Source organism: Nocardioides sp. Z24_21, from assembly GCF_058134345.1.
This window is the reverse complement of sequence record NZ_JBYTTH010000002.1, coordinates 21,288-39,081: the sequence shown is the minus strand read 5'-3', so window position 1 is coordinate 39,081 and position 17,794 is coordinate 21,288. Positions and strand designations below refer to the sequence as shown.

Sequence of the window (17,794 nt, the reverse complement as noted above, 5' to 3'; positions counted from 1 at the left end):
TCATCACATCCTGAAGATGCCGTAGGACGGCTCGGGGATCGGGGTGTACGACGTCGCGGCGAGCGCCATGCCGAGCACGCGGCGGGTGTCGGCGGGGTCGATGACGCCGTCGTCCCAGAGCCGGGCGCTGGCGTAGTAGGACGAGCCCTGGGTCTCGTACTGCTCGCGGATCGGCGCCTTGAACTCGTCGTCGTCCTCGCGGCCCGCGACGCTCGCGAGCACCGAGGCGGCCTGCTCCCCGCCCATCACCGAGATCCGGGCGTTGGGCCACATCCAGAGGAAGCGCGGGTCGTAGGCGCGACCGCACATGCCGTAGTTGCCGGCGCCGAACGAGCCGCCGATGACGACGGTGAACTTCGGCACGACGCTGCACGCGACCGCGGTGACCAGCTTGGCGCCGTCGCGGGCGATGCCCTTGTTCTCGTACTCGCGCCCGACCATGAAGCCGGTGATGTTCTGCAGGAACACCAGCGGGATCCCGCGCTGGTTGCACAGCTCGATGAAGTGGGCGCCCTTGAGCGCCGACTCGCTGAAGAGGATCCCGTTGTTGGCGACGATGCCGACCTCGTAGCCGTCGATGCGGGCGAAGCCGCACACCAGCGTGTCGCCGTAGAGCCTCTTGAACTCGTGGAAGCGGCTCCCGTCGACGAGCCGGCGGACCACCTCGCGCACGTCGTAGGGCGTGCGGGTGTCGGTGGGCACCACGTCGTAGAGCGACTCCGGCGGCTCGTGCGGCTCCTCCACCCCGGCCCGCGGCTGCCGGGCCGGCTGCGCGGCGGGGAGCGTGTCGACGATCGAGCGGACGATCGCGAGCGCGTGGGCGTCGTCCTCGGCCAGGTGGTCGACGACGCCGGAGGTGCGGGCGTGGACGTCGCCGCCGCCCAGGTCCTCGGCCGTGACGACCTCGCCCGTCGCGGCCTTCACCAGCGGCGGGCCACCGAGGAAGATCGTGCCCTGCTCGCGGACGATGACCGTCTCGTCGGACATCGCCGGGACGTACGCCCCGCCGGCGGTGCACGAGCCCATCACGCTGGCGATCTGCGGGATCCCCTTCGCCGACAGGTTGGCCTGGTTGAAGAAGATCCGGCCGAAGTGCTCGCGGTCGGGGAAGACCTCGTCCTGCATCGGCAGGAACGCCCCACCGGAGTCGACGAGGTAGATGCAGGGCAGCCCGTTCTCCGCGGCGACCGTCTGCGCGCGGAGGTGCTTCTTGACCGTCATCGGGTAGTAGGTGCCGCCCTTGACGGTCGCGTCGTTGGCCACGACGACGCACTCGCGGCCCGCCACCCGGCCGATGCCGGCGACCACGCCGGCGGACGGGACGGCGTAGTCGTCGCCCCCCGACCCGCTGCCGTACATCCCGAACGCCGCCAGCGGCGCCAGCTCGAGGAACGGGCTGCCCGGGTCGAGCAGCCGGTCGACGCGGTCGCGGACCAGCAGCTTGCCGCGGTCGGTGTGCTTGCGCCGCGCGGACTCCGACCCGCCCTGGCGCACCCGCGCCAGCCGGGCGCGGAGGTCGTCGACGAGCTCGCGCATGGTGGGGGTGGTGCTCACGGGATCGGACACCGGCTCAGGTTAGCGATCGTTAACCTCCGGTGTCCATCACTCCGCCCGACGGTCCGTGGGTCGACGACCGGAGGGCGGGAACTCACCACGCAGCACCGTGCCGCGACCCGGCGCGGTGTCGAGCGCGAGGCGCCCGCCGGCCGCCTCGACGCGGGCCTCCATCCCGAGCAGCCCGCCGACGTCGACGCTGGGGCGGTCGAAGCCCCGACCGTCGTCGCTCACGGCGAAGGAGAGGTGCGGACGCCCGCGGACGGTGATGACGACCTCGGTCGCGCCGGAGTGCTTCGCGGCGTTGGTCAGCGCCTCGAGGATGCAGAAGTAGGCCGCCGCCTCGACGTCGCGGCTGTGCCGCTCGACGTCGGCGACGTCGAGGGTGACCGGCACCGCGGAGCGCCGCGCGGCCGATTGGAGCGCCGCCACCAGCCCGCGCTCGCTGAGCAGCGGCGGGTAGATGCCGCGGGCGAGCTCGCGCAGCTCCTCGGCGGTCGCACGAGTGTCGCCGGCCAGCTGCTCGAGCAGCGTCGCCGCTCCGTCGACGCTCCCGGCGGCGAGGGCCTTGCGGGCCCGCTCGATCGTCACGCTGGTGGCCAGCAGCCGCTGCTGCACGCCGTCGTGCAGGTCGCGCTCGAGACTGCGACGGGCGGCGTCGGCGACCTCGACGACCCGGCGCCGCGACTCCACGAGCTCGCCGGACTGCTCCTGCAGTCGGGCGTACGCCCCGCGCACCAGCAGCACCACCACGACCACCCCGGCCGGCAGCGACGACGCCACCACCAGGGCGTTGGCCCACCAGTGCTCGCTGACCGCCTCCGGCCGCCGCCACTCACCCAGCGCGGCGACGCCGGCGCTGCCGACCACCGCGACCACGCTGAGCGCCAGGATCCACCGCCGTCCCAGGAAGGAGGAGCCGATCAGCAGCGGCACCATCGTCAGCAGGGCGGTGAGCGGGCTGAGGACGGGCGTGGCCCAGGTGCCGCCGACGGCGAAGACCAGGGCGGCGAGCGTGAGGCCGACGACCGCCGCCGGGGCGCCGTGCCGGCGCGACAGCGGCGCGGTGGCCAGCAGCAGGGCGATCGAGAGCGCCATCACCGCGAGGTCGACCTCGGCCGCCCGGGGGCGGAAGCCGAGGACGTACGCCGCCGCGAGCAGCACCGTCGCCACGCCCAGCACGGCGAGGTTGATCCGCATCAGCCGCCGGAGCGCCGGGTCGAGGCTGTCCCAGCCGCCCAGGACCGAGCTCACCCTGGCCCGCTCACCCGAGCGCGATGCCGCCGACGCCGGCCTCGCTGAGGAAGACGAGCGTCGCGGCGACGCGGCGGTGGACGGGGGCGTCGGCGGGCAGGTCGAGCTTGGTCAGGATCGAGCCGACGTGCTTCTCCACCGCCCGGTCGGTGACGGCGAGCTGGTCGGCGATCGCGGCGTTGGTCATCCCGCGGGCCACCATGCCCAGCACCTCGAGCTCGCGGGGGGTGAGCCGGTCGAGGACGGAGTCGGCGCGCCGCGCGCCGCCCGCCACCAGGGAGTCGACCACGAGCTGGTCGATGACCGATCCGCCGGCCGCGACCGTGCGCAGCGCCGTGACCAGCTCGTCGACGTCGGCCACCCGCTCCTTGAGCAGGTAGCCGCGCCCGTCGCTGCCCTCGCGCACCAGGTCGAGGGCGTACTCCACGTCGGAGTACTGGGTCAGGGCGACCACCCCGACGCCGGGATGGGTGCGGCGCAGCTCGCCGGCCGCGCGGATCCCCTCGTCGGTGAGGTCGGGCGGCATCCGGATGTCGGTGAGCACCACGTCGGGACGGTGCTCGTCCACAGCCGCGAGCAGCTCGGGCAGGCTGGTGGCGGCCGCCACGACCTCGATGTCCTCGTGTCCCTCGAGCAGCGCGAGCACCCCGGCGCGCAGCAGGTCGCCGTCCTCGGCGAGCACCACGCGGATCGGGGGCATGGGCGCATCGTAGCGACCGGGTCCACTGTCCCACCCGCACCACGGGTCACGCGGCACGAGGCCGCTCCCACGCTGGATTCCGTGGTCATTGGACACCTTCGCGACGGGATCCTTGGCCCGATGGTGGTGCTGGCACCACTCACGCCTGAGGGTGTAGCGCCTACGCTCTAGCATCGGGTCAGAGTTCATCGGTCGTGGGGACCGGCTGGACCGACGTGGGGCTGGTGCCAGGGGTGGCAGCATCGGGGAGCTGGGAGGCACGTGTGATTCCGCTGGCAGTCTGGCAGGCGCCGGAGCGTCCGATGAGGCTCCCGTCGCCGCGCGAGCCGAAGGAGCGGTTAGCAGGCACTAACCTCGTCGCCGTGACTCCGCGCCGGCAGCAGATCCTCGACATCGCTGCCGACCTCTTCGCCGCCCGGGGCTTCCACGGCGTGTCCGTGGCCGAGCTCGGCGCCGCCTGCGGCATCTCCGGCCCGGCGCTCTACAAGCACTTCGAGTCCAAGGACGCGATGCTCGCCGAGATGCTGGTGAGCATCAGCGAGACCCTGCTCGCCGAGGGCAGCAGCCGCGTCGCCGCCGCCGACGGCCCGCGTGCGGCGCTCGAGGCGCTCGTCGAGTGGCACATCGAGTTCGCCCTCGGGCACCGCGCGCTCATCGTCGTGCAGGACCGCGACTGGAGCAGCCTGCCCGACCGGGCACGCGAGCGCGTACGCGCCCTGCAGCGCGCCTACGTCGACGTGTGGGCCACGCAGATCCGCCGCCACGACCCGACCCTGAGCCCGGAGACCTCGCGCGCCCGCGCCCACGTCGTCTTCGGCCTGCTCAACTCCACCCCGCACAGCGGCCGGCTCCCCGACCCGCAGATGCACGCGGTGCTCCGCGACATGGCCCACGGCGCGCTCGGGCTCTCCTGAGCATCGCCGCTCACCAGGCCTCGAACGGGCTGTCCTGCCCGAGCAGGCGGGCCGCACGGACGGCCGCGTCCTCGGCGACCACCAGGTCGTCGACCTCGGCCTGCCCGTCGAGCCCGCCGGGCCCGGTGGCCGGGTCGTCGTCGGGCGACGCGTCGGGCCGGGGCTGGCGGACCAGCCGGTGCAGGTCGCGCAGCACCCGCTCGCGCGAGAGCCCGCGCAGGTGGGTCAGCACGAACGGGTCGGCCTGGATCAGCCAGGCCAGCTGGGTCAGCACGGCCAGCGCGTGGGGGCACGGGTCGAGCCACGCGTCGCAGGTGCACGCCGAGCCCAGCTCGCCGCCGTAGGGCAGCAGCTCGACGCCGGCCTCCTCGACCGCCTCGACCAGCGAGTGCGGCAGCTGCCCGGCCAGGAGGGCGCCGATCCGCCCGGACTCGGCGGCGACGAGCTCGATGAACGCCGACGCGTCGGCGCCGTCGAGGACCGGGACGGTGACCTCGACGGTCCAGGCGTCCTGGCCGTCGTCGACTGCCGCCACCGCGCCGCCCTCGGTGACGGTGATCGCGCCGACCGACCCGGCGCGCGCGAGCGCACGACCGCGGCGCAGGTCGGTGACGCTGAAGGCGGCCTCCTCCACCGCGCGGAGCACGGCCTTGCTCCACCAGGTGCCGGACCCACCCCCGCGGCGGGGCGGCAGGCGGGGATGGGTGGTCGCGGTGTCGTCGGGCGGGGCCATCAGGTGCCCTCGCGACGCAGCTCGACCAGGTCGCGCAACTCAGCGTCGGAGAGCTCGGTGAGCGCCGTCTCACCTCGCGACAGCACCGAGTCGGCCAGGGAGCGCTTGCGGGCCAGCAGCTCGGCGATCCGCTCCTCGATGGTGCCCTGGGTGACGAAGCGGTGCACCTGCACCGGTCGGGTCTGGCCGATCCGGTAGGCACGGTCGGTGGCCTGGTCCTCGACGGCGGGGTTCCACCAGCGGTCGAAGTGGATGACGTGGTCGGCCCGGGTGAGGTTGAGCCCGGTGCCGCCGGCCTTGAGGGAGAGCAGGAACACCGGCGCCTCGCCGGCCTGGAACCGCGCCACCATCTCGTCGCGCTGGCGCACCGGCGTGCCGCCGTGGAGCAGCTGGTGGGGCACCCCCGCTGCGGCGAGGTGGCGCACGAGCAGCTCGGCCATCGCGACGTACTGGGTGAAGACGAGGACGGCACCCTCCTCGGCCATGACCGTGCCGACCAGCTCGTCGAGGAGCTCGACCTTCTCCGAGCGCCCGCGCAGCCTGGGGTTGGCCTGGCGCAGGAAGTGGGCGGGATGGTTGCAGATCTGCTTGAGGCCGGTGAGCAGCTTGAGCACCAGGCCGCGGCGGGTCTCCTCGTCGGCCTCCTCGATGCGCCGCATCGACTCGCGCACCAGGGTCTCGTAGAGGACGACCTGCTCGCGGGTCAGGCCGAGCAGGTGGTCGGTCTCGGTCTTGGGCGGGAGCTCGGGGGCCACGCCCGGGTCAGACTTGCGGCGACGCAGCAGGAAGGGGTCGATCAGGTCGGCGAACTGCCGTGCCTTGGTGGGCTCGAGGCCCGACTCGATCGGGCCCGCCCACACCTTGCGGAAGGCGTTGCGGCTGCCGAGCAGGCCGGGGATGGCCCAGTCGAGGATCGACCAGAGCTCGGTGAGGTCGTTCTCGACCGGCGTGCCGGTGAGGGCGACCCGGGCGGTGCTGGGGATGGTGCGCAGCGCGCGGGCGGCGGCCGAGCGGGAGTTCTTGATGTGCTGTGCCTCGTCGGCGACGACGAGGTCCCAGGGCACCTCGGCCAGCAGCGCGGCGTCGTTGCGCATCGTGCCGTAGGTGGTGAGCACGAAGCCGTCGCGCACGCCGTCGAGGTCGCGCGTGCTGCCGTGGTGGCGGCGTACGGCGACGCCGGGGGCGAAGCGGCGGATCTCGGCCTCCCAGTTGCCGAGCAGCGAGGCCGGGCACACGACCAGGGTGGGGGCGCCGCCGCGCCCTTCGCTGCGGTGCAGGTGGAGCGCGATGACCGTGATCGTCTTGCCGAGGCCCATGTCGTCGGCCAGGCAGCCGCCGAGGCCCAGCGACGTCAGCTCGGCCAGCCACGACAGTCCGCGGCGCTGGTAGTCGCGCAGCTCGGCGCGCAGTCCGGCCGGAACGTCGACGAGCTCGCCGGTGACCGCGTCACGCACCCGGTCGCGCATCGCGAGCAGGCTCGCGCCGACGACCGCCTCGTAGGGGGCGTCCTCGATGTCGACGACCCCGGTGAGGGTCGCGGCCAGCGCCTGCACGGGGGTGACGGTGCGGATCAGCCTCTTGCGGGCCCGCTTGATCACGGCGGAGTCGACGGCGACCCAGTTGTCGCGGAGCTTGATGATCGGGCTGGTCGTGCGGGCCAGCTCGTCCATCTCGTCGTCGGTCAGCTCCTCGCCGTGCAGCGACAGCTGCCACTCGAAGCCGAACAGGGCCTGCGGTCCGAACAGGCCGTCCTGCAGCGGCTCCTCCCGCCCGCCGGCCGGCGCCCGGCGGCCCAGCTCGACGCGCTGGGTCACCTCGCGGTCGAGGTACTTCGGCCACATGACCGGGTGCCCGGCCTCGGTGAGCGCCGCGGCGCCGCCGTCGAGCAGCGAGAGGATCTCGTCGGTGTCGAGGGTGATCTCGTCGGGGACGCGCAGGTCGAGCAGCCGGTCGAGCACCGGCCAGGCGTCGGCCGCCGAGCGCAGGGCGATCGCGGCGTGGGTGCGGGCCCGCTCGCCGAAGCCGTGGGCCGCCTCGGGGCCGGTCTCGGCCCACAGCTCGGAGGCGTCGGCGACATGGGCGGGGTTGTCGACGGCGTGCACCTGCATCACCAGGCGCACGGCGCCCGCGACCAGCTCCTCCTCGTCGGCCTCGACCCGGAAGGAGATCGAGACCAGCTGGGGTCGGTCGTCGCGCCCGCGAGCCCGGATCCGGGCGATCCGCTGCTGCAGCCGGTCGCTGAAGTCGTCGGGGCTCCGCTGGGCGGGCGCGCGGTCGGGTGCGCGGGCGGGGCCGCGGTGCCGCGAGCGTCCCGGGGTGGTGCGGGGCATGGTGTCGACGACCGCGTCGAGCATCCCGCGCACCATCCCCTCGGCGGACGCCTCGTCGAAGCCGTCCCACGCCCGCGAGCGCGCCAGGTCGGCGATCCGCTGCTCGTCGGCCGCGTCGAGACCCGCGACCTGCCAGTGCCGGCCCTCGGGGTCGGGGGCGAAGCGGCCCGACGCGACCAGCTGCAGGCCCATCAGCGCGGCCCCGGCGAGCAGCGCCACCGACGGGTGCACGTCGGCCTGGTCGCGGGCCTTGCCCAGCACCGGCAGCGCGCCCCTGATCGGCATCACGATGGTGCGGCGCGCGTCGGTGAACTCCACCGACCCCTCCCGGGGCGGCTCCCCCACCAGCAGCCTGGCCGGGCCGGTGACCGGGACGAGGCTCATGCGCGGTCCTCCGTGCGCGACGCGGCGAGCGGCGTCGAAGGGGAGGGCCGGGGTGGGACGTCGGTCATCTGGCCCCTCTCCGATCCGCCGGGTGGCGGACGACGAGACGCTAACGCCTCGCACCGACACGGAGTTCCCGCCCCTCACCCGCCCGGGTCTCGCGCAGCCGCTCGACCGGCTACGGTCGACGACCATGGGCACCCCCGTGGACGTCTCCGCACTGCTGGCCGCGCACCCGGTGATCGACGGGCACAACGACCTGCTGTGGGAGGCGCGCGCGCAGGCGGCGTACGACTTCTCCCGCCTCGACGTCGGCGCGGGCGGCACCCCCACCCACACCGACCTGCCGCGGATGCGCGCGGGCGGGATGGGCGCGCAGTTCTGGTCGGTCTACGTGCCGACGCGGCTGAGCGGTGACACGGCCGTGAGCGCCACGCTCGAGCAGGTCGACGCGGCACGCATGCTGACCGCGCGCTACGCCGACCAGCTGGCGTGGGCCACGAGCGCCGACGAGGTCGAGGAGGCGTGGGCGTCGGACCGGATCGCCTCGCTCATGGGCGCCGAGGGCGGCCACTCGATCGACTGCTCGCTCGGCACGCTTCGCGCGCTCCACGCCCTGGGCGTGCGCTACCTGACGCTCACCCACAACGCCAACACCCCGTGGGCCGACTCGGCCACCGACCGCCCCGCGGCGGGCGGGCTGACCGACTTCGGCCGCGAGGTCGTGCGCGAGATGAACCGCACCGGGATGATGGTCGACCTCTCCCACGTCTCCGCCGACACGATGCGCGACGCGCTCGAGGTCTCCGAGGCGCCGGTCATCTTCAGCCACAGCTCCGCGCGGGCGGTGACCGACAGCCCCCGCAACGCCCCCGACGACGTGCTCGAGGCGATGGCCCGCGGTGGCGGGGTGTGCATGGTCACCTTCGTGCCGAAGTTCGTCAACGCGGCCTGTGCCGAGGCCCACCGCGAGCTGGTCGAGGCCGCCGCGCGCGAGGGCGTCGCCGAGGCCGACGGCGTCCGGTTCGCGGCGTTCGAGCGGACGTGGGTGCTCGACCATCCGCGGCCCACGGCCACCCTCGACGACGTCGTCGCCCACTGCGAGCACGTGCGCGAGGTGGCCGGCATCGACCACGTCGGGCTCGGCGGCGACTACGACGGGGTCGAGACCCTCCCCGCAGGACTGGAGGACGTGTCGGCCTACCCGCGGCTGCTCGCGGCGCTCGCCGAGCGCGGCTGGTCGGCCGCCGACCTGGCCCGGCTGACCTGCCGCAACACCCTGCGGGTGATGCGCGAGATCGAGGCGGTGGCGCTCGACCTGCAGTCGGAGCGCGGGCCGAGCCTGGCGCGGATCGAGGACCTCGACGGCGTACGCCCGAGCGTCCGTGGCAGTGACCCGGGCGGTGCGTAAACCGATTGCGCCGGGGTCGCCCGCACCGCCTACCGTTGGCGGGTGACCCACACCCAGACCCAGCCCGGCGAGATCCGCCCCGAGCGCTCCGACAAGCTCGACAAGAACGTCCTGATGGTGGCCGGCGTCGTCGTCCTCGGCGCGATCATGTCGATCCTCGACATCACCGTCGTGTCCGTCGCGCTCAACACCTTCCAGGAGGAGTTCGACGCGACCGCCGCCGAGGTGGCCTGGACGATGACCGGCTACACCCTCGCCCTCGCCAGCGTCATCCCGCTGACGGGCTGGGCGGCCGACCGCTTCGGCACCAAGCGGCTCTACCTCCTCGCGGTGCTGCTCTTCACCCTCGGCTCGGTGCTGTGCGCCGCGGCGACGTCGCTGGAGACGCTCGTGCTCTTCCGGGTGCTCCAGGGCCTCGGCGGGGGCATGCTGATGCCGCTCGGCATGACGATCCTGACCCGCGCCGCCGGCCCCGAGCGGGTGGGCCGCGTGATGGCCGTGCTCGGCATCCCGATGCTCCTCGGCCCGATCTTCGGCCCGATCGTCGGCGGCGCCCTGATCGAGAGCGCGTCGTGGCACTGGATCTTCCTGATCAACCTGCCCATCGGCCTCGCCGCGATCGTCTACGCCTGGATCGTGCTGCCCAAGGACGACGTCGAGCCGTCGGAGACCTTCGACTGGCTGGGCATGCTGCTGCTCTCGCCCGGCCTCGCCGCGTTCCTCTACGGCGTCAGCTCCATCCCGGAGGAGGGCACCGTCATGGCTGCCCGGGTGCTGGTGCCGATGGTCGGCGGCCTCGCCTTCATCGCGGCGTTCGTGCCGTGGGCCCTCGCGCGGCGCAACGTCCACCCGCTGGTCGAGCTGCGCCTGTTCGCCAACCGCAACCTCACCGTCGCGATCATCGCGATGACGCTCTTCGCCATCGCCTTCTTCGGGGCCTCGCTGCTGTTCCCGCTCTACTTCATCCAGGTCCGCGGCGAGGGCACCCTCTTCACCGGCTGGCTGCTGGCCCCACAGGGCGTCGGCGCGATGCTCACCATGCCCCTCGCGGGCGTCCTCGCCGACCGGATCGGTCCCGGCAAGATCGTGCTCGTCGGGATCACGGTGATCACCGTCGGCATGGCGATGTTCACCCAGATCGGCGCCGACACCTCCTACGTCTACATCCTCGGCGCGCTGTTCATCATGGGCCTCGGCATGGGCGGCACGATGATGCCCATCATGTCCGCCGCGCTGGCGACGCTCACCGCGAACAACGTCGCCCGCGGCTCGACGCTGCTCAACATCACCCAGCAGGTCGCGGCCTCGATCGGCACCGCGCTCTTCTCGGTGATCCTCACCAACGAGCTCAAGGACTCGCGCTTCGTCGCCGCCGGCACCGCTCTGGCCGAGGCCGGCGACGACCAGACCAAGGTGGCCGCGATCCTCGAGCGCTTCGGGATCTCGCCCGACCAGCTCGGCAACCTCGAGCAGCTGGTCACCAGCGACATGGCCGACGCGTTCGCGACGGTGTTCGTCGTCGCCACGGTGCTCGTCGCGTGCTGCCTGATCCCCGCGGCGTTCCTGCCCCGCAGGAGGCTCGCCCCGGTCGACCCCACCGTGCTGGTGGGTCACTGACGGCCCGCGTGCGAGACATGGACGGTCTCGGGGCGGAGCTGCCGCCACGCCGCACCTTCGTGTGGGTCCTGGTCCTCGCCGCGGTGGTCTTCGCGGTGCCGGTGGTGCGCACGGTGCGCGCCGCCACCGGCGAGTCGGGCGGCACGGCGATCGGTGCCTGGGCGTCGGCCGCGGTGATGGCCCTCGTGCTCGTCGTCGCGCCCCTGCTGCTCGTGCGCAGCATCCTCACCCGCCACACCCACGTCTCGGACGACGCGGTGTCGGTGGTCACGGGCGGCGAGGTCCGCCAGCAGATCGCCTTCGACGACCTGACCGAGATCAAGGTGCGCTACACCGGTGACGGCGGCAAGATCATGCCCAGCGAGCGGATCCTCCTCTCCGGCGAGCCCCGGGTCGGACGGGGCACGATCGTGGTGTCCCGCTTCCACGTCGAGTCGCTGCAGCCGCTGCTGCGCCGCCTCGCGGCGGAGGTCGCCGAGCGTCCCGCGCTGCTGCAGGGAGACCTCGAGCGCGACCACTTCCAGCACGCGGTGACGACCGCGCTCTGACCGCCGTCGCTCAGCCCTGGGAGGCGAGGGCCAGCGGGAGGACGGCGCTCGCCCCCGCCGCGCGGATCGCGGTCGCGGCGACCGTGAGCGTCCAGCCGGTCGCCACCTGGTCGTCGACGAGCAGCACGGTGGCGCCGGCCGGCACGTCGGCGTCGAGGCCACCGCGACGGCGTACGGCGGCGACGCGCTGGGCCGAGTTGGACTGGCCGGCGCGGGGCGGGACGGAGGGGTCGCGGATCGCCCACGTGCCGACCACGGGGACCTGCATCACGCGGGACAGGCCGTCGGCGAGGTCGCGGGTCAGGGTGGGCCGGGCCGCCGACTCCACGACGACGATCACGTCGGGACGCGACCTCCACTCGGGGGCCCAGTCCTTCATCACGTCCATCACCGCCTGCGCCAGCCCGGGCGGGACCGGACCGTCGGGGGTGTCCTCGCGGAAGAGCGCCCGCAGCGCCTGCCCGTGGCCGAGGTCGGTGAGGCGGGCGACCGTGCGACCGGGCTCGGCGCCCTGGGTGATCTTGCCCTTGAGGTCGAGGCCGAGGTTGGCCAGCGCCGTGGGCCACATCCGACGCGGCTCGAGCACGACGCCGGGGCGGGAGAGCCGCTGGCCGGCCTCGGCCACCGCCGTGTCGCTCACCGCCGTCGACAGGCTCAGCCCGCCGCAGTTGTCGCAGCGACCGCAGTCGGCGGCGTCGGGGTCGTCGAGCTGCTCGCGGAGGTAGCGCATCCGGCACTCGGTGGTCTCGAGGTATCCCAGCATCGCCTGCTGCTCGCGCTCGCGGGCCTCGGCCACCCGGGCGTAGCGCTCGGCGTCGTAGTGCCAGGGACGCCCGGTCGCGACCCAGCCGCCCTGCACGCGCTGGACGGCGCCGTCGACGTCGAGGACCTTGAGCATCGACTCGAGCCGGTTGCGGCCGAGCTCGACGCGGGTCTCGAGGGTGGCCGTCGACATCGGGCGCTCGGACGCGCCGAGGGCGGCGAGCGTCTCGCGGACCTGCTCCTCGCGTGGGAAGCCGAGCGAGGCGAAGTAGGCCCAGATGTCGCGGTCCTCGAGCTGGGGCAGCAGCACGACCGTCGCCTCGTCGGTGCCGCGGCCGGCGCGGCCGACCTGCTGGTAGTAGGCGACGGGCGACGCCGGGGCGCCGAGGTTGATCACGAAGCCGAGGGTCGCGTCGAAGCCCATGCCCAGCGCGCTGGTGGCGATGAGGGCCTTGACCCGGCCGTCCACCAGCGCCTGCTCCAGCGCGTGCCGCTCGTCGGGCTCGGTCTGGCCGGAGTAGGCCGCGACCTCGAGGCCGCGGTCGCGGAGGTAGCCCGCGACCTCCTGCGTGGCGGCGACGGTGAGGCAGTAGACGATGCCCGACCCGGGCTGCTCGGCGAGGTGGTCGGCCAGCCAGGCGAGCCGCTGCTCGGGGGTCCGGAGCCGGACGACGCCGAGCCGGAGGGACTCGCGGTCGAGCGTGCCGCGCTGCACGAGCACCTGCGAGTCGGCGGCCCCGTCGGCGTGCACCCCGAGCTGCTCGGCGACGTCGTCGGTCACCCGGGCGTTGGCGGTCGCCGTCGTGGCGAGCACCGGGATGCCGGTGGGCAGCTCGGCGAGCAGGGTGCGCAGCCGGCGGTAGTCGGGGCGGAAGTCGTGGCCCCAGTCGGAGATGCAGTGGGCCTCGTCGACCACGAGCAGGCCGCAGGTGGCGGCGAGGCGCGGGAGCACCTCGTCGCGGAAGCCGGGGTTGTTGAGCCGCTCGGGGCTGACGAGGAGGACGTCGACCTCGCCGGCGCGGATCTGCTCGTTGATCGGCTGCCACTGGTCGATGTTGGTCGAGTTGATCGTCACCGCCCGGATGCCGGCCCGCTCGGCGGCGGCGATCTGGTTGCGCATGAGCGCGAGCAGCGGGCTGACGATCACGGTGGGACCCGCACCCCCCTCGCGCAGCAGCTTGGTCGCGACGAAGTAGACCGCCGACTTGCCCCACCCGGTGCGCTGGACGACGAGGGCGCGGCGCCGGTCGACGGCGAGGGCCTCGATCGCGGCCCACTGGTCCTCGCGCAGGACGGCGTCGTCTCGCCCGACCAGCGCCCGCAGGTGCCGCTCGGCCGCCTCGCGGGCGGCGGGGCGGACGTCGGCGGGGGTGGTGGGGACGGCGGTCATGCCACCTGTCTACCAACCGCCACCGACGCAGCGCACGGCGCCTCAGGCAGTCTGTGGATCGCGGTAGTTGTCGAGCTGGGTGGTCGACTTGATCAGCTGCTGGAGCGCGGTGAGCTCGCTCGCGTTCATCTCCGAGGCGTAGCGGGAGGCCTTGGCCAGGGCGGTCGAGGCCTTCTCCAGCGCCGGGGAGATGTCGGCGACGAGGTCGGCGAACTTGTCGAGCGACTTGGCCAGGTCGGTCATCAGCGTCCGGGTCCTCTGGATCAGCTCGCGGGCCTTGTTGGCCGCCGTGGTGATCGCGTGCGGGGCGGCGATGCCGAGGGTGGCCGCGGCCTCGCCGAGCAGCTTGATGATCTGGCCGATCGCGTCGGACATGATCTGCACGATGAACTCGCGGACACCGGCGAGCACCGTGCCGCCGAGGGCGACGCCGGCGCCGACCCCGGTGCAGACGTTGCCCATGCCGCGCACGAGCGACTCCTCGGTCTCGGCGAAGTCGCGATAGGCGTCCATCGTCATGCCCTGCAGTCCGCTGAGGTCGCCGGCGACGGCGCCGCGATAGTCGTCGGCCAGGCCGCGGAGGTGGCCGGCGCAGTTCTCCCACGTCTGGGCGAAGGACTGGATGGTGGCGGGGTCGCCCAGCAGCTCGTCGAGGGCGTCCTGCACCGGGCCGATGTGGGAGAGCAGCCAGCCGGCGAACATCGACCCGAGGGTGCCGATCGGGTCGACGACCGCGCCGACGACGTCGACGGCGGCGCTGAGACCGTTGGCCGAGCCCTCGATCCAGTCACCGCGGCCGAAGGCCTCGGCGGAGTCGGCGGCCCCGTCGATCATCTTCAGCCCGTTGGTCATCTCGTTGAAGCCCGGGTTGCGGTCGACGACGGCGACCAGGTCGTTCACGACAGCGCCTTGTGGATCGCCTCGTTGAGCTCGGCGACCTTCTCGTCGACCAGCTCGAACAGGTCGGCCGCGGACCGCATGCCCGTGGCGGTGGCCGACAGGGAGTCGCTCGCGGCGCGGGTGGCGCCGACGCCGGCGACCTCGAGCGGCGCGATCAGCGGGTAGACCAGCGCGGCGCCGATCTTGCCGAAGGTGTTGGGGTGGAAGGAGACCGAGTCGGCGGCCTGCACGGCACTGTCGGCCCGGCCCTTGAGGTGCTCGACCTTGCCCGCGTGGCTCCGCATCGCGGCGAGACTGACGTCGATGCTCATCGTTGGTACTCCTCGTAGCCGAACGTGTTGCGGTAGGACTGCGTGATCGTGGACGCCGCGGCGACGTCGGGACCGTAGATCTCGCGGGCGGCCTGCTCGACCTCGAAGCTCAGCCGGCGCTTGGCCTGCGAGTGGGCCTCGAGCACGCTGTGCGCGAGCCGGGCGGGCTCCTGGCCGGCGAACGAGTCGTCGAAGCGCAGGTCGACCATCTGGCCGTTGCCGTCGACGACGACGGTGACGACGCGGTCGGTCGACTCGCCCTCCACCCGCATCCGCTCGGTGGTGGCGGCCAGGGCCTGGGCCTGGTCCAGTCTGGCCTCGGCGGCGTCGAACGACTCGTTCATCGCCGCCAGATAGGCATCGAGCCGTGAGCTCATCAGTCCTCCGGGGATGTCGTCGTGCCTGGGGATCCTTCCCCGCCCTACTGTGGGCAAACATGGAGAGCCCGCCCGGTGCATCGCCGCCGGCGACCGTCCTCACCCCGCGCCCGCTGGTGCTCCACCTGGCGATCGGGGTGCTGGTCGTCGGGATTCTGCTCGCCTCGGCCACGTGGGCCGGCGGTGGGGACCAGCGCGCGCTGCTCACCGTCGCGATCCTCGTGGTGACGGTGGCCCTGCCGGCGTGGGCGATCTGGTGGGCGCGGGGTCGCACGATCCTGGTCCGCCCGGACCGCGTCGTCGTACGCCGGGGGGAGCGCGAGGTGCGGACGTTCGCCTTCGACGACCTGACCGAGGTCCGCCCCGGGGTCGACGGCTCGGCGGGCGGGGCCACCCCCGAGCTCTGGAACAAGTCGGTGACCCTCCTCGGTCGGACCACCGCGGGCAGGCGACGCGGCCTCAAGGTCACCGCGCAGACCGTCGAGAGCATCGACCCCCTGCTGCTCGCGCTGGCGCCGGTGGTGGCGCGGCGCCCGGAGCTCCTGCCGCACGCGGTGCACCGCGCCCTGTTCGAGGAGTACGTCCGCGACCTCCGCTCCGGCCGCGGCCGCCAGCGCGGCTGAGGCGGGCTCAGTGGGCGCTGCGGGCGCCGCGGGCCAGGAACCGGTCGAGATCGACGCCGGCGCGGCGGGCGGCCCGCCGGGCCTCGGGGGTCGTCAGGTCGGGGGCGACGAACGTCTCGGGCTCGATGGTGCGGTCGGCGGCGGCGTACTGCTGCTGCAGGGCTGCCTGCGCGTCGGCGCCGGCGGCCGCGGCGGCCGCGACGTCGGCGGTGACGGCCACGGCGGCGCCGGTCAGCAGCGGGCTGACGACCGGGGTGTAGCCGGAGGTGTGTCCGGAGACCTTCGGGTGGTAGCTCTCGCTGATCGGGGTGGACAGCCCGTTGATCCACTCGGCGTCGTCGCACACGGCGTGCCCGACGAAGCGGCTGGTCGGGTCGGCGAAGGAGAAGCCGGCGGCCGACGCGGCGGTGGCGAGGCGGCTGTTGAGCAGGTCGGCGGTCTGGTTGAGCCGCGTCTCCTCCGCCGGGGAGAACCAGGTCAGTACGTTGCAGTCCTCGCCGTTGAAGATGCGCGGGTAGCCGACGACCACGACCGTGGCCTGGGGCGCGCGGCTGCGGATGCCGGCGTAGAGGGTCGCGAGCCGCGAGGGCAGGGTGGAGGTGATGAAGGACTGCGCGCCGTTGACGCGCGGTCGCAGCTGCTCAGCCAGCCCGGCAGGGCGCACTCGGTCAGCACGCTGGCGAACCCGGCGTCGTTGCCGCCGACCGACACCGAGACGTAGGCGGTGCTCGCGGTGAGGGCGGGGAGCTGGGTGGAGGTGACGTCGGGGATGGTCGCGCCGGAGCAGGCGCGGAAGTTGAGCGCGTACCCGCGGGCGGCCGCGATCAGGCTCGGGTAGGCCGACGTCGAGCGCTGACAGCCGGTGCCGTCGGCGATGTAGGAGCGGGTGCCGGTGCCCGAGGAGTAGGAGTCGCCGAGGGCGACGTAGGCCGGTGCGGCGGCCTGGGCGGGCTGGGCCAGGACCGGGGTGAGCAGGCCGGCGAGCGCCGTGCCGAGCACCGCGAGGCGGGACGAGCGGTTCATCTGTGTCCTCCGAGACAGGTGCCACCCGAGTGTGGCCCTCATCACACTAGGGACGCGCGCTCCGCTCCACCAGACCGGACCGGACGGGCGGCAACGGCACGAGGTGCCCCGCCGGCGTCACCGGCCGGCGTCAGTCGCCGATGCGGCGTAGTCGGGCGCCCGGGGGAGGCGGCGCGGCCGCGGCGTCGCGGAAGGACTCGCCGACCAGCTCCGGCACGACCTCGCTGACGTCGTGCTTCGCGGCGATCTCCACGTCGGCGACGAACCCCACCTCGGTCAGCTCGCGTCCGCCCGCGCAGAGGAGCAGGTCGTGCGGCAGCACCGCCGCCTGCCAGGCGGCCATCGCCATCCGGGCCTCCGGGCTTGCCCCGGCCTCCGCCTCCTGGTCGAGGGCGGTGAGGACGGCCCCGGCGCCCCACAGGTCCTCCGCGGCCGGGCGGAGCGTGTCGTCGTACCACCGCTCCCCCGCGGGTACGACGACCACGCTGGCGCCGTCGGCGACCTTGGGCGCGAGCCACCGCGCGACCGCGCCGGCGTTGCGGAGGCAGGCGCCGACGACCTGGGCGCCGGACTCGGCGAGCGAGAAGGCGATGGTCGAGCCGTTGGGCGACGGCAGCACGAGCCGCTCGACGCCCTCGACCTCGGCGAGACCGGCCGGCGAGAGCGAGACATGGCGGGCGTCGCCGCGCGAGAGCGCCTCGAACCGGCCGACGGCGAGCGTCGCTCCGTGCCGCATCGCGTGCTCGGCGGCGCGGGAGTCCTTCCAGCGGAACGGGAAGACCTCGATGCCCCGCTCGAGCGCCACGGCCAGGGTGGTGGTGAAGGACAGCACGTCGACGACGACCGCGTAGTCGGCGGGCACGGCCTCGGCACCCGTCGGGCCCCACTCCATGCGGAGCCGATAGGTCGACTGGTCGTGCCCGGGCAGCGTCACCGCCTCATTCAACAGCCCCGGCGGCTCGC

General features: G+C 73.7%; 17 protein-coding genes. 5 read left to right on the top strand and 12 right to left on the bottom strand.

Annotated features, from left to right (window positions below; genetic code table 11):
- Positions 1-3: 3 nt before the first annotated feature.
- Genes AC3X7Z_RS06550 through AC3X7Z_RS06540 form a run of 3 tightly spaced genes read right to left on the bottom strand, consistent with a single transcriptional unit; the run spans position 4 to position 3,508 of the window.
- Positions 4-1,566: a carboxyl transferase domain-containing protein gene (locus AC3X7Z_RS06550; protein ID WP_489975409.1), complete on the bottom strand. Its 1,563-nt coding sequence runs from the start codon at positions 1,564-1,566 to the stop codon at positions 4-6.
- Positions 1,567-1,602: 36 nt separating this feature from the next.
- A complete protein-coding gene (locus AC3X7Z_RS06545) occupies positions 1,603-2,808 on the bottom strand; it encodes a sensor histidine kinase (protein ID WP_489975408.1) in 1,206 nt (401 codons plus the stop codon).
- 10 nt (positions 2,809-2,818) lie between these two features.
- Positions 2,819-3,508, bottom strand: coding sequence for a response regulator transcription factor (locus AC3X7Z_RS06540; RefSeq protein ID WP_489975407.1), 690 nt, complete (start codon positions 3,506-3,508; stop codon positions 2,819-2,821).
- A gap of 362 nt (positions 3,509-3,870) precedes the next feature.
- On the opposite strand from AC3X7Z_RS06540, the gene AC3X7Z_RS06535 reads away from it, so the two are divergent.
- The gene (locus AC3X7Z_RS06535; protein ID WP_489975406.1) at positions 3,871-4,422 is read left to right on the top strand and encodes an SACE_7040 family transcriptional regulator; all 552 of its coding nucleotides are present in this window, start codon (positions 3,871-3,873) and stop codon (positions 4,420-4,422) included.
- Between the two features lie 10 nt (positions 4,423-4,432).
- Here the strand turns inward: AC3X7Z_RS06535 and AC3X7Z_RS06530 are convergent, their stop codons facing one another.
- Together AC3X7Z_RS06530 and AC3X7Z_RS06525 are read right to left on the bottom strand one after the other, a co-directional pair.
- A complete protein-coding gene (locus AC3X7Z_RS06530) occupies positions 4,433-5,155 on the bottom strand; it encodes an SWIM zinc finger family protein (protein ID WP_186339751.1) in 723 nt (240 codons plus the stop codon).
- Positions 5,155-7,869: a DEAD/DEAH box helicase gene (locus AC3X7Z_RS06525; RefSeq protein WP_489975405.1), complete on the bottom strand. Its 2,715-nt coding sequence runs from the start codon at positions 7,867-7,869 to the stop codon at positions 5,155-5,157. Before AC3X7Z_RS06525 ends, AC3X7Z_RS06530 begins: the two co-directional genes overlap by 1 nt.
- Positions 7,870-8,062: 193 nt before the next feature.
- On the opposite strand from AC3X7Z_RS06525, the gene AC3X7Z_RS06520 reads away from it, so the two are divergent.
- Genes AC3X7Z_RS06520 through AC3X7Z_RS06510 form a run of 3 tightly spaced genes read left to right on the top strand, consistent with a single transcriptional unit; the run spans position 8,063 to position 11,445 of the window.
- A complete protein-coding gene (locus AC3X7Z_RS06520; protein ID WP_489975404.1) occupies positions 8,063-9,280 on the top strand; it encodes a dipeptidase in 1,218 nt (405 codons plus the stop codon).
- Between the two features lie 42 nt (positions 9,281-9,322).
- Positions 9,323-10,897: a DHA2 family efflux MFS transporter permease subunit gene (locus AC3X7Z_RS06515; RefSeq protein WP_489975403.1), complete on the top strand. Its 1,575-nt coding sequence runs from the start codon at positions 9,323-9,325 to the stop codon at positions 10,895-10,897.
- Positions 10,898-10,914: 17 nt separating this feature from the next.
- Positions 10,915-11,445 carry a hypothetical protein gene (locus AC3X7Z_RS06510; RefSeq protein WP_489975402.1) on the top strand — a complete coding sequence of 177 codons (531 nt, stop codon included), beginning with the start codon at positions 10,915-10,917 and terminating at the stop codon, positions 11,443-11,445.
- Positions 11,446-11,455: 10 nt separating this feature from the next.
- Here AC3X7Z_RS06510 and AC3X7Z_RS06505 read toward each other — a convergent pair whose 3' ends face one another.
- From AC3X7Z_RS06505 to AC3X7Z_RS06490, 4 genes are read right to left on the bottom strand one after another with little or no spacing between them, the layout of a single operon-like run.
- Entirely contained in the window at positions 11,456-13,597 is a 2,142-nt protein-coding gene (locus AC3X7Z_RS06505) for a RecQ family ATP-dependent DNA helicase (protein WP_489975401.1), read from the bottom strand.
- A 42-nt stretch (positions 13,598-13,639) separates the two neighbouring features.
- Positions 13,640-14,497: a hypothetical protein gene (locus AC3X7Z_RS06500; protein WP_186339746.1), complete on the bottom strand. Its 858-nt coding sequence runs from the start codon at positions 14,495-14,497 to the stop codon at positions 13,640-13,642.
- Positions 14,494-14,808, bottom strand: a complete 315-nt coding sequence (locus tag AC3X7Z_RS06495) for a type VII secretion target (protein WP_186339745.1) — start codon at positions 14,806-14,808, stop codon at positions 14,494-14,496. The genes AC3X7Z_RS06500 and AC3X7Z_RS06495 overlap by 4 nt, the downstream gene beginning before the upstream one ends.
- Positions 14,805-15,185 (bottom strand): YbaB/EbfC family nucleoid-associated protein, encoded by a 381-nt coding sequence (locus AC3X7Z_RS06490; RefSeq protein WP_186339744.1) that lies wholly within the window; start codon positions 15,183-15,185, stop codon positions 14,805-14,807. Before AC3X7Z_RS06490 ends, AC3X7Z_RS06495 begins: the two co-directional genes overlap by 4 nt.
- Positions 15,186-15,244: 59 nt before the next feature.
- On the opposite strand from AC3X7Z_RS06490, the gene AC3X7Z_RS06485 reads away from it, so the two are divergent.
- Positions 15,245-15,808, top strand: coding sequence for a hypothetical protein (locus tag AC3X7Z_RS06485; RefSeq protein WP_186339743.1), 564 nt, complete (start codon positions 15,245-15,247; stop codon positions 15,806-15,808).
- Between the two features lie 7 nt (positions 15,809-15,815).
- Here the strand turns inward: AC3X7Z_RS06485 and AC3X7Z_RS06480 are convergent, their stop codons facing one another.
- The 3 genes from AC3X7Z_RS06480 to AC3X7Z_RS06470 all read right to left on the bottom strand — a co-directional run bounded on the left by AC3X7Z_RS06480 (position 15,816) and on the right by AC3X7Z_RS06470 (position 17,765).
- The gene (locus AC3X7Z_RS06480) at positions 15,816-16,337 is read right to left on the bottom strand and encodes an SGNH/GDSL hydrolase family protein (protein WP_489975400.1); all 522 of its coding nucleotides are present in this window, start codon (positions 16,335-16,337) and stop codon (positions 15,816-15,818) included.
- Positions 16,286-16,831 (bottom strand): GDSL-type esterase/lipase family protein, encoded by a 546-nt coding sequence (locus tag AC3X7Z_RS06475; protein WP_489975399.1) that lies wholly within the window; start codon positions 16,829-16,831, stop codon positions 16,286-16,288. Before AC3X7Z_RS06475 ends, AC3X7Z_RS06480 begins: the two co-directional genes overlap by 52 nt.
- A 130-nt stretch (positions 16,832-16,961) precedes the next feature.
- Complete coding sequence (locus tag AC3X7Z_RS06470) at positions 16,962-17,765, bottom strand: 2-phosphosulfolactate phosphatase (RefSeq protein WP_489975398.1); 804 nt, start codon at positions 17,763-17,765, stop codon at positions 16,962-16,964.
- Positions 17,766-17,794: the final 29 nt, after the last annotated feature.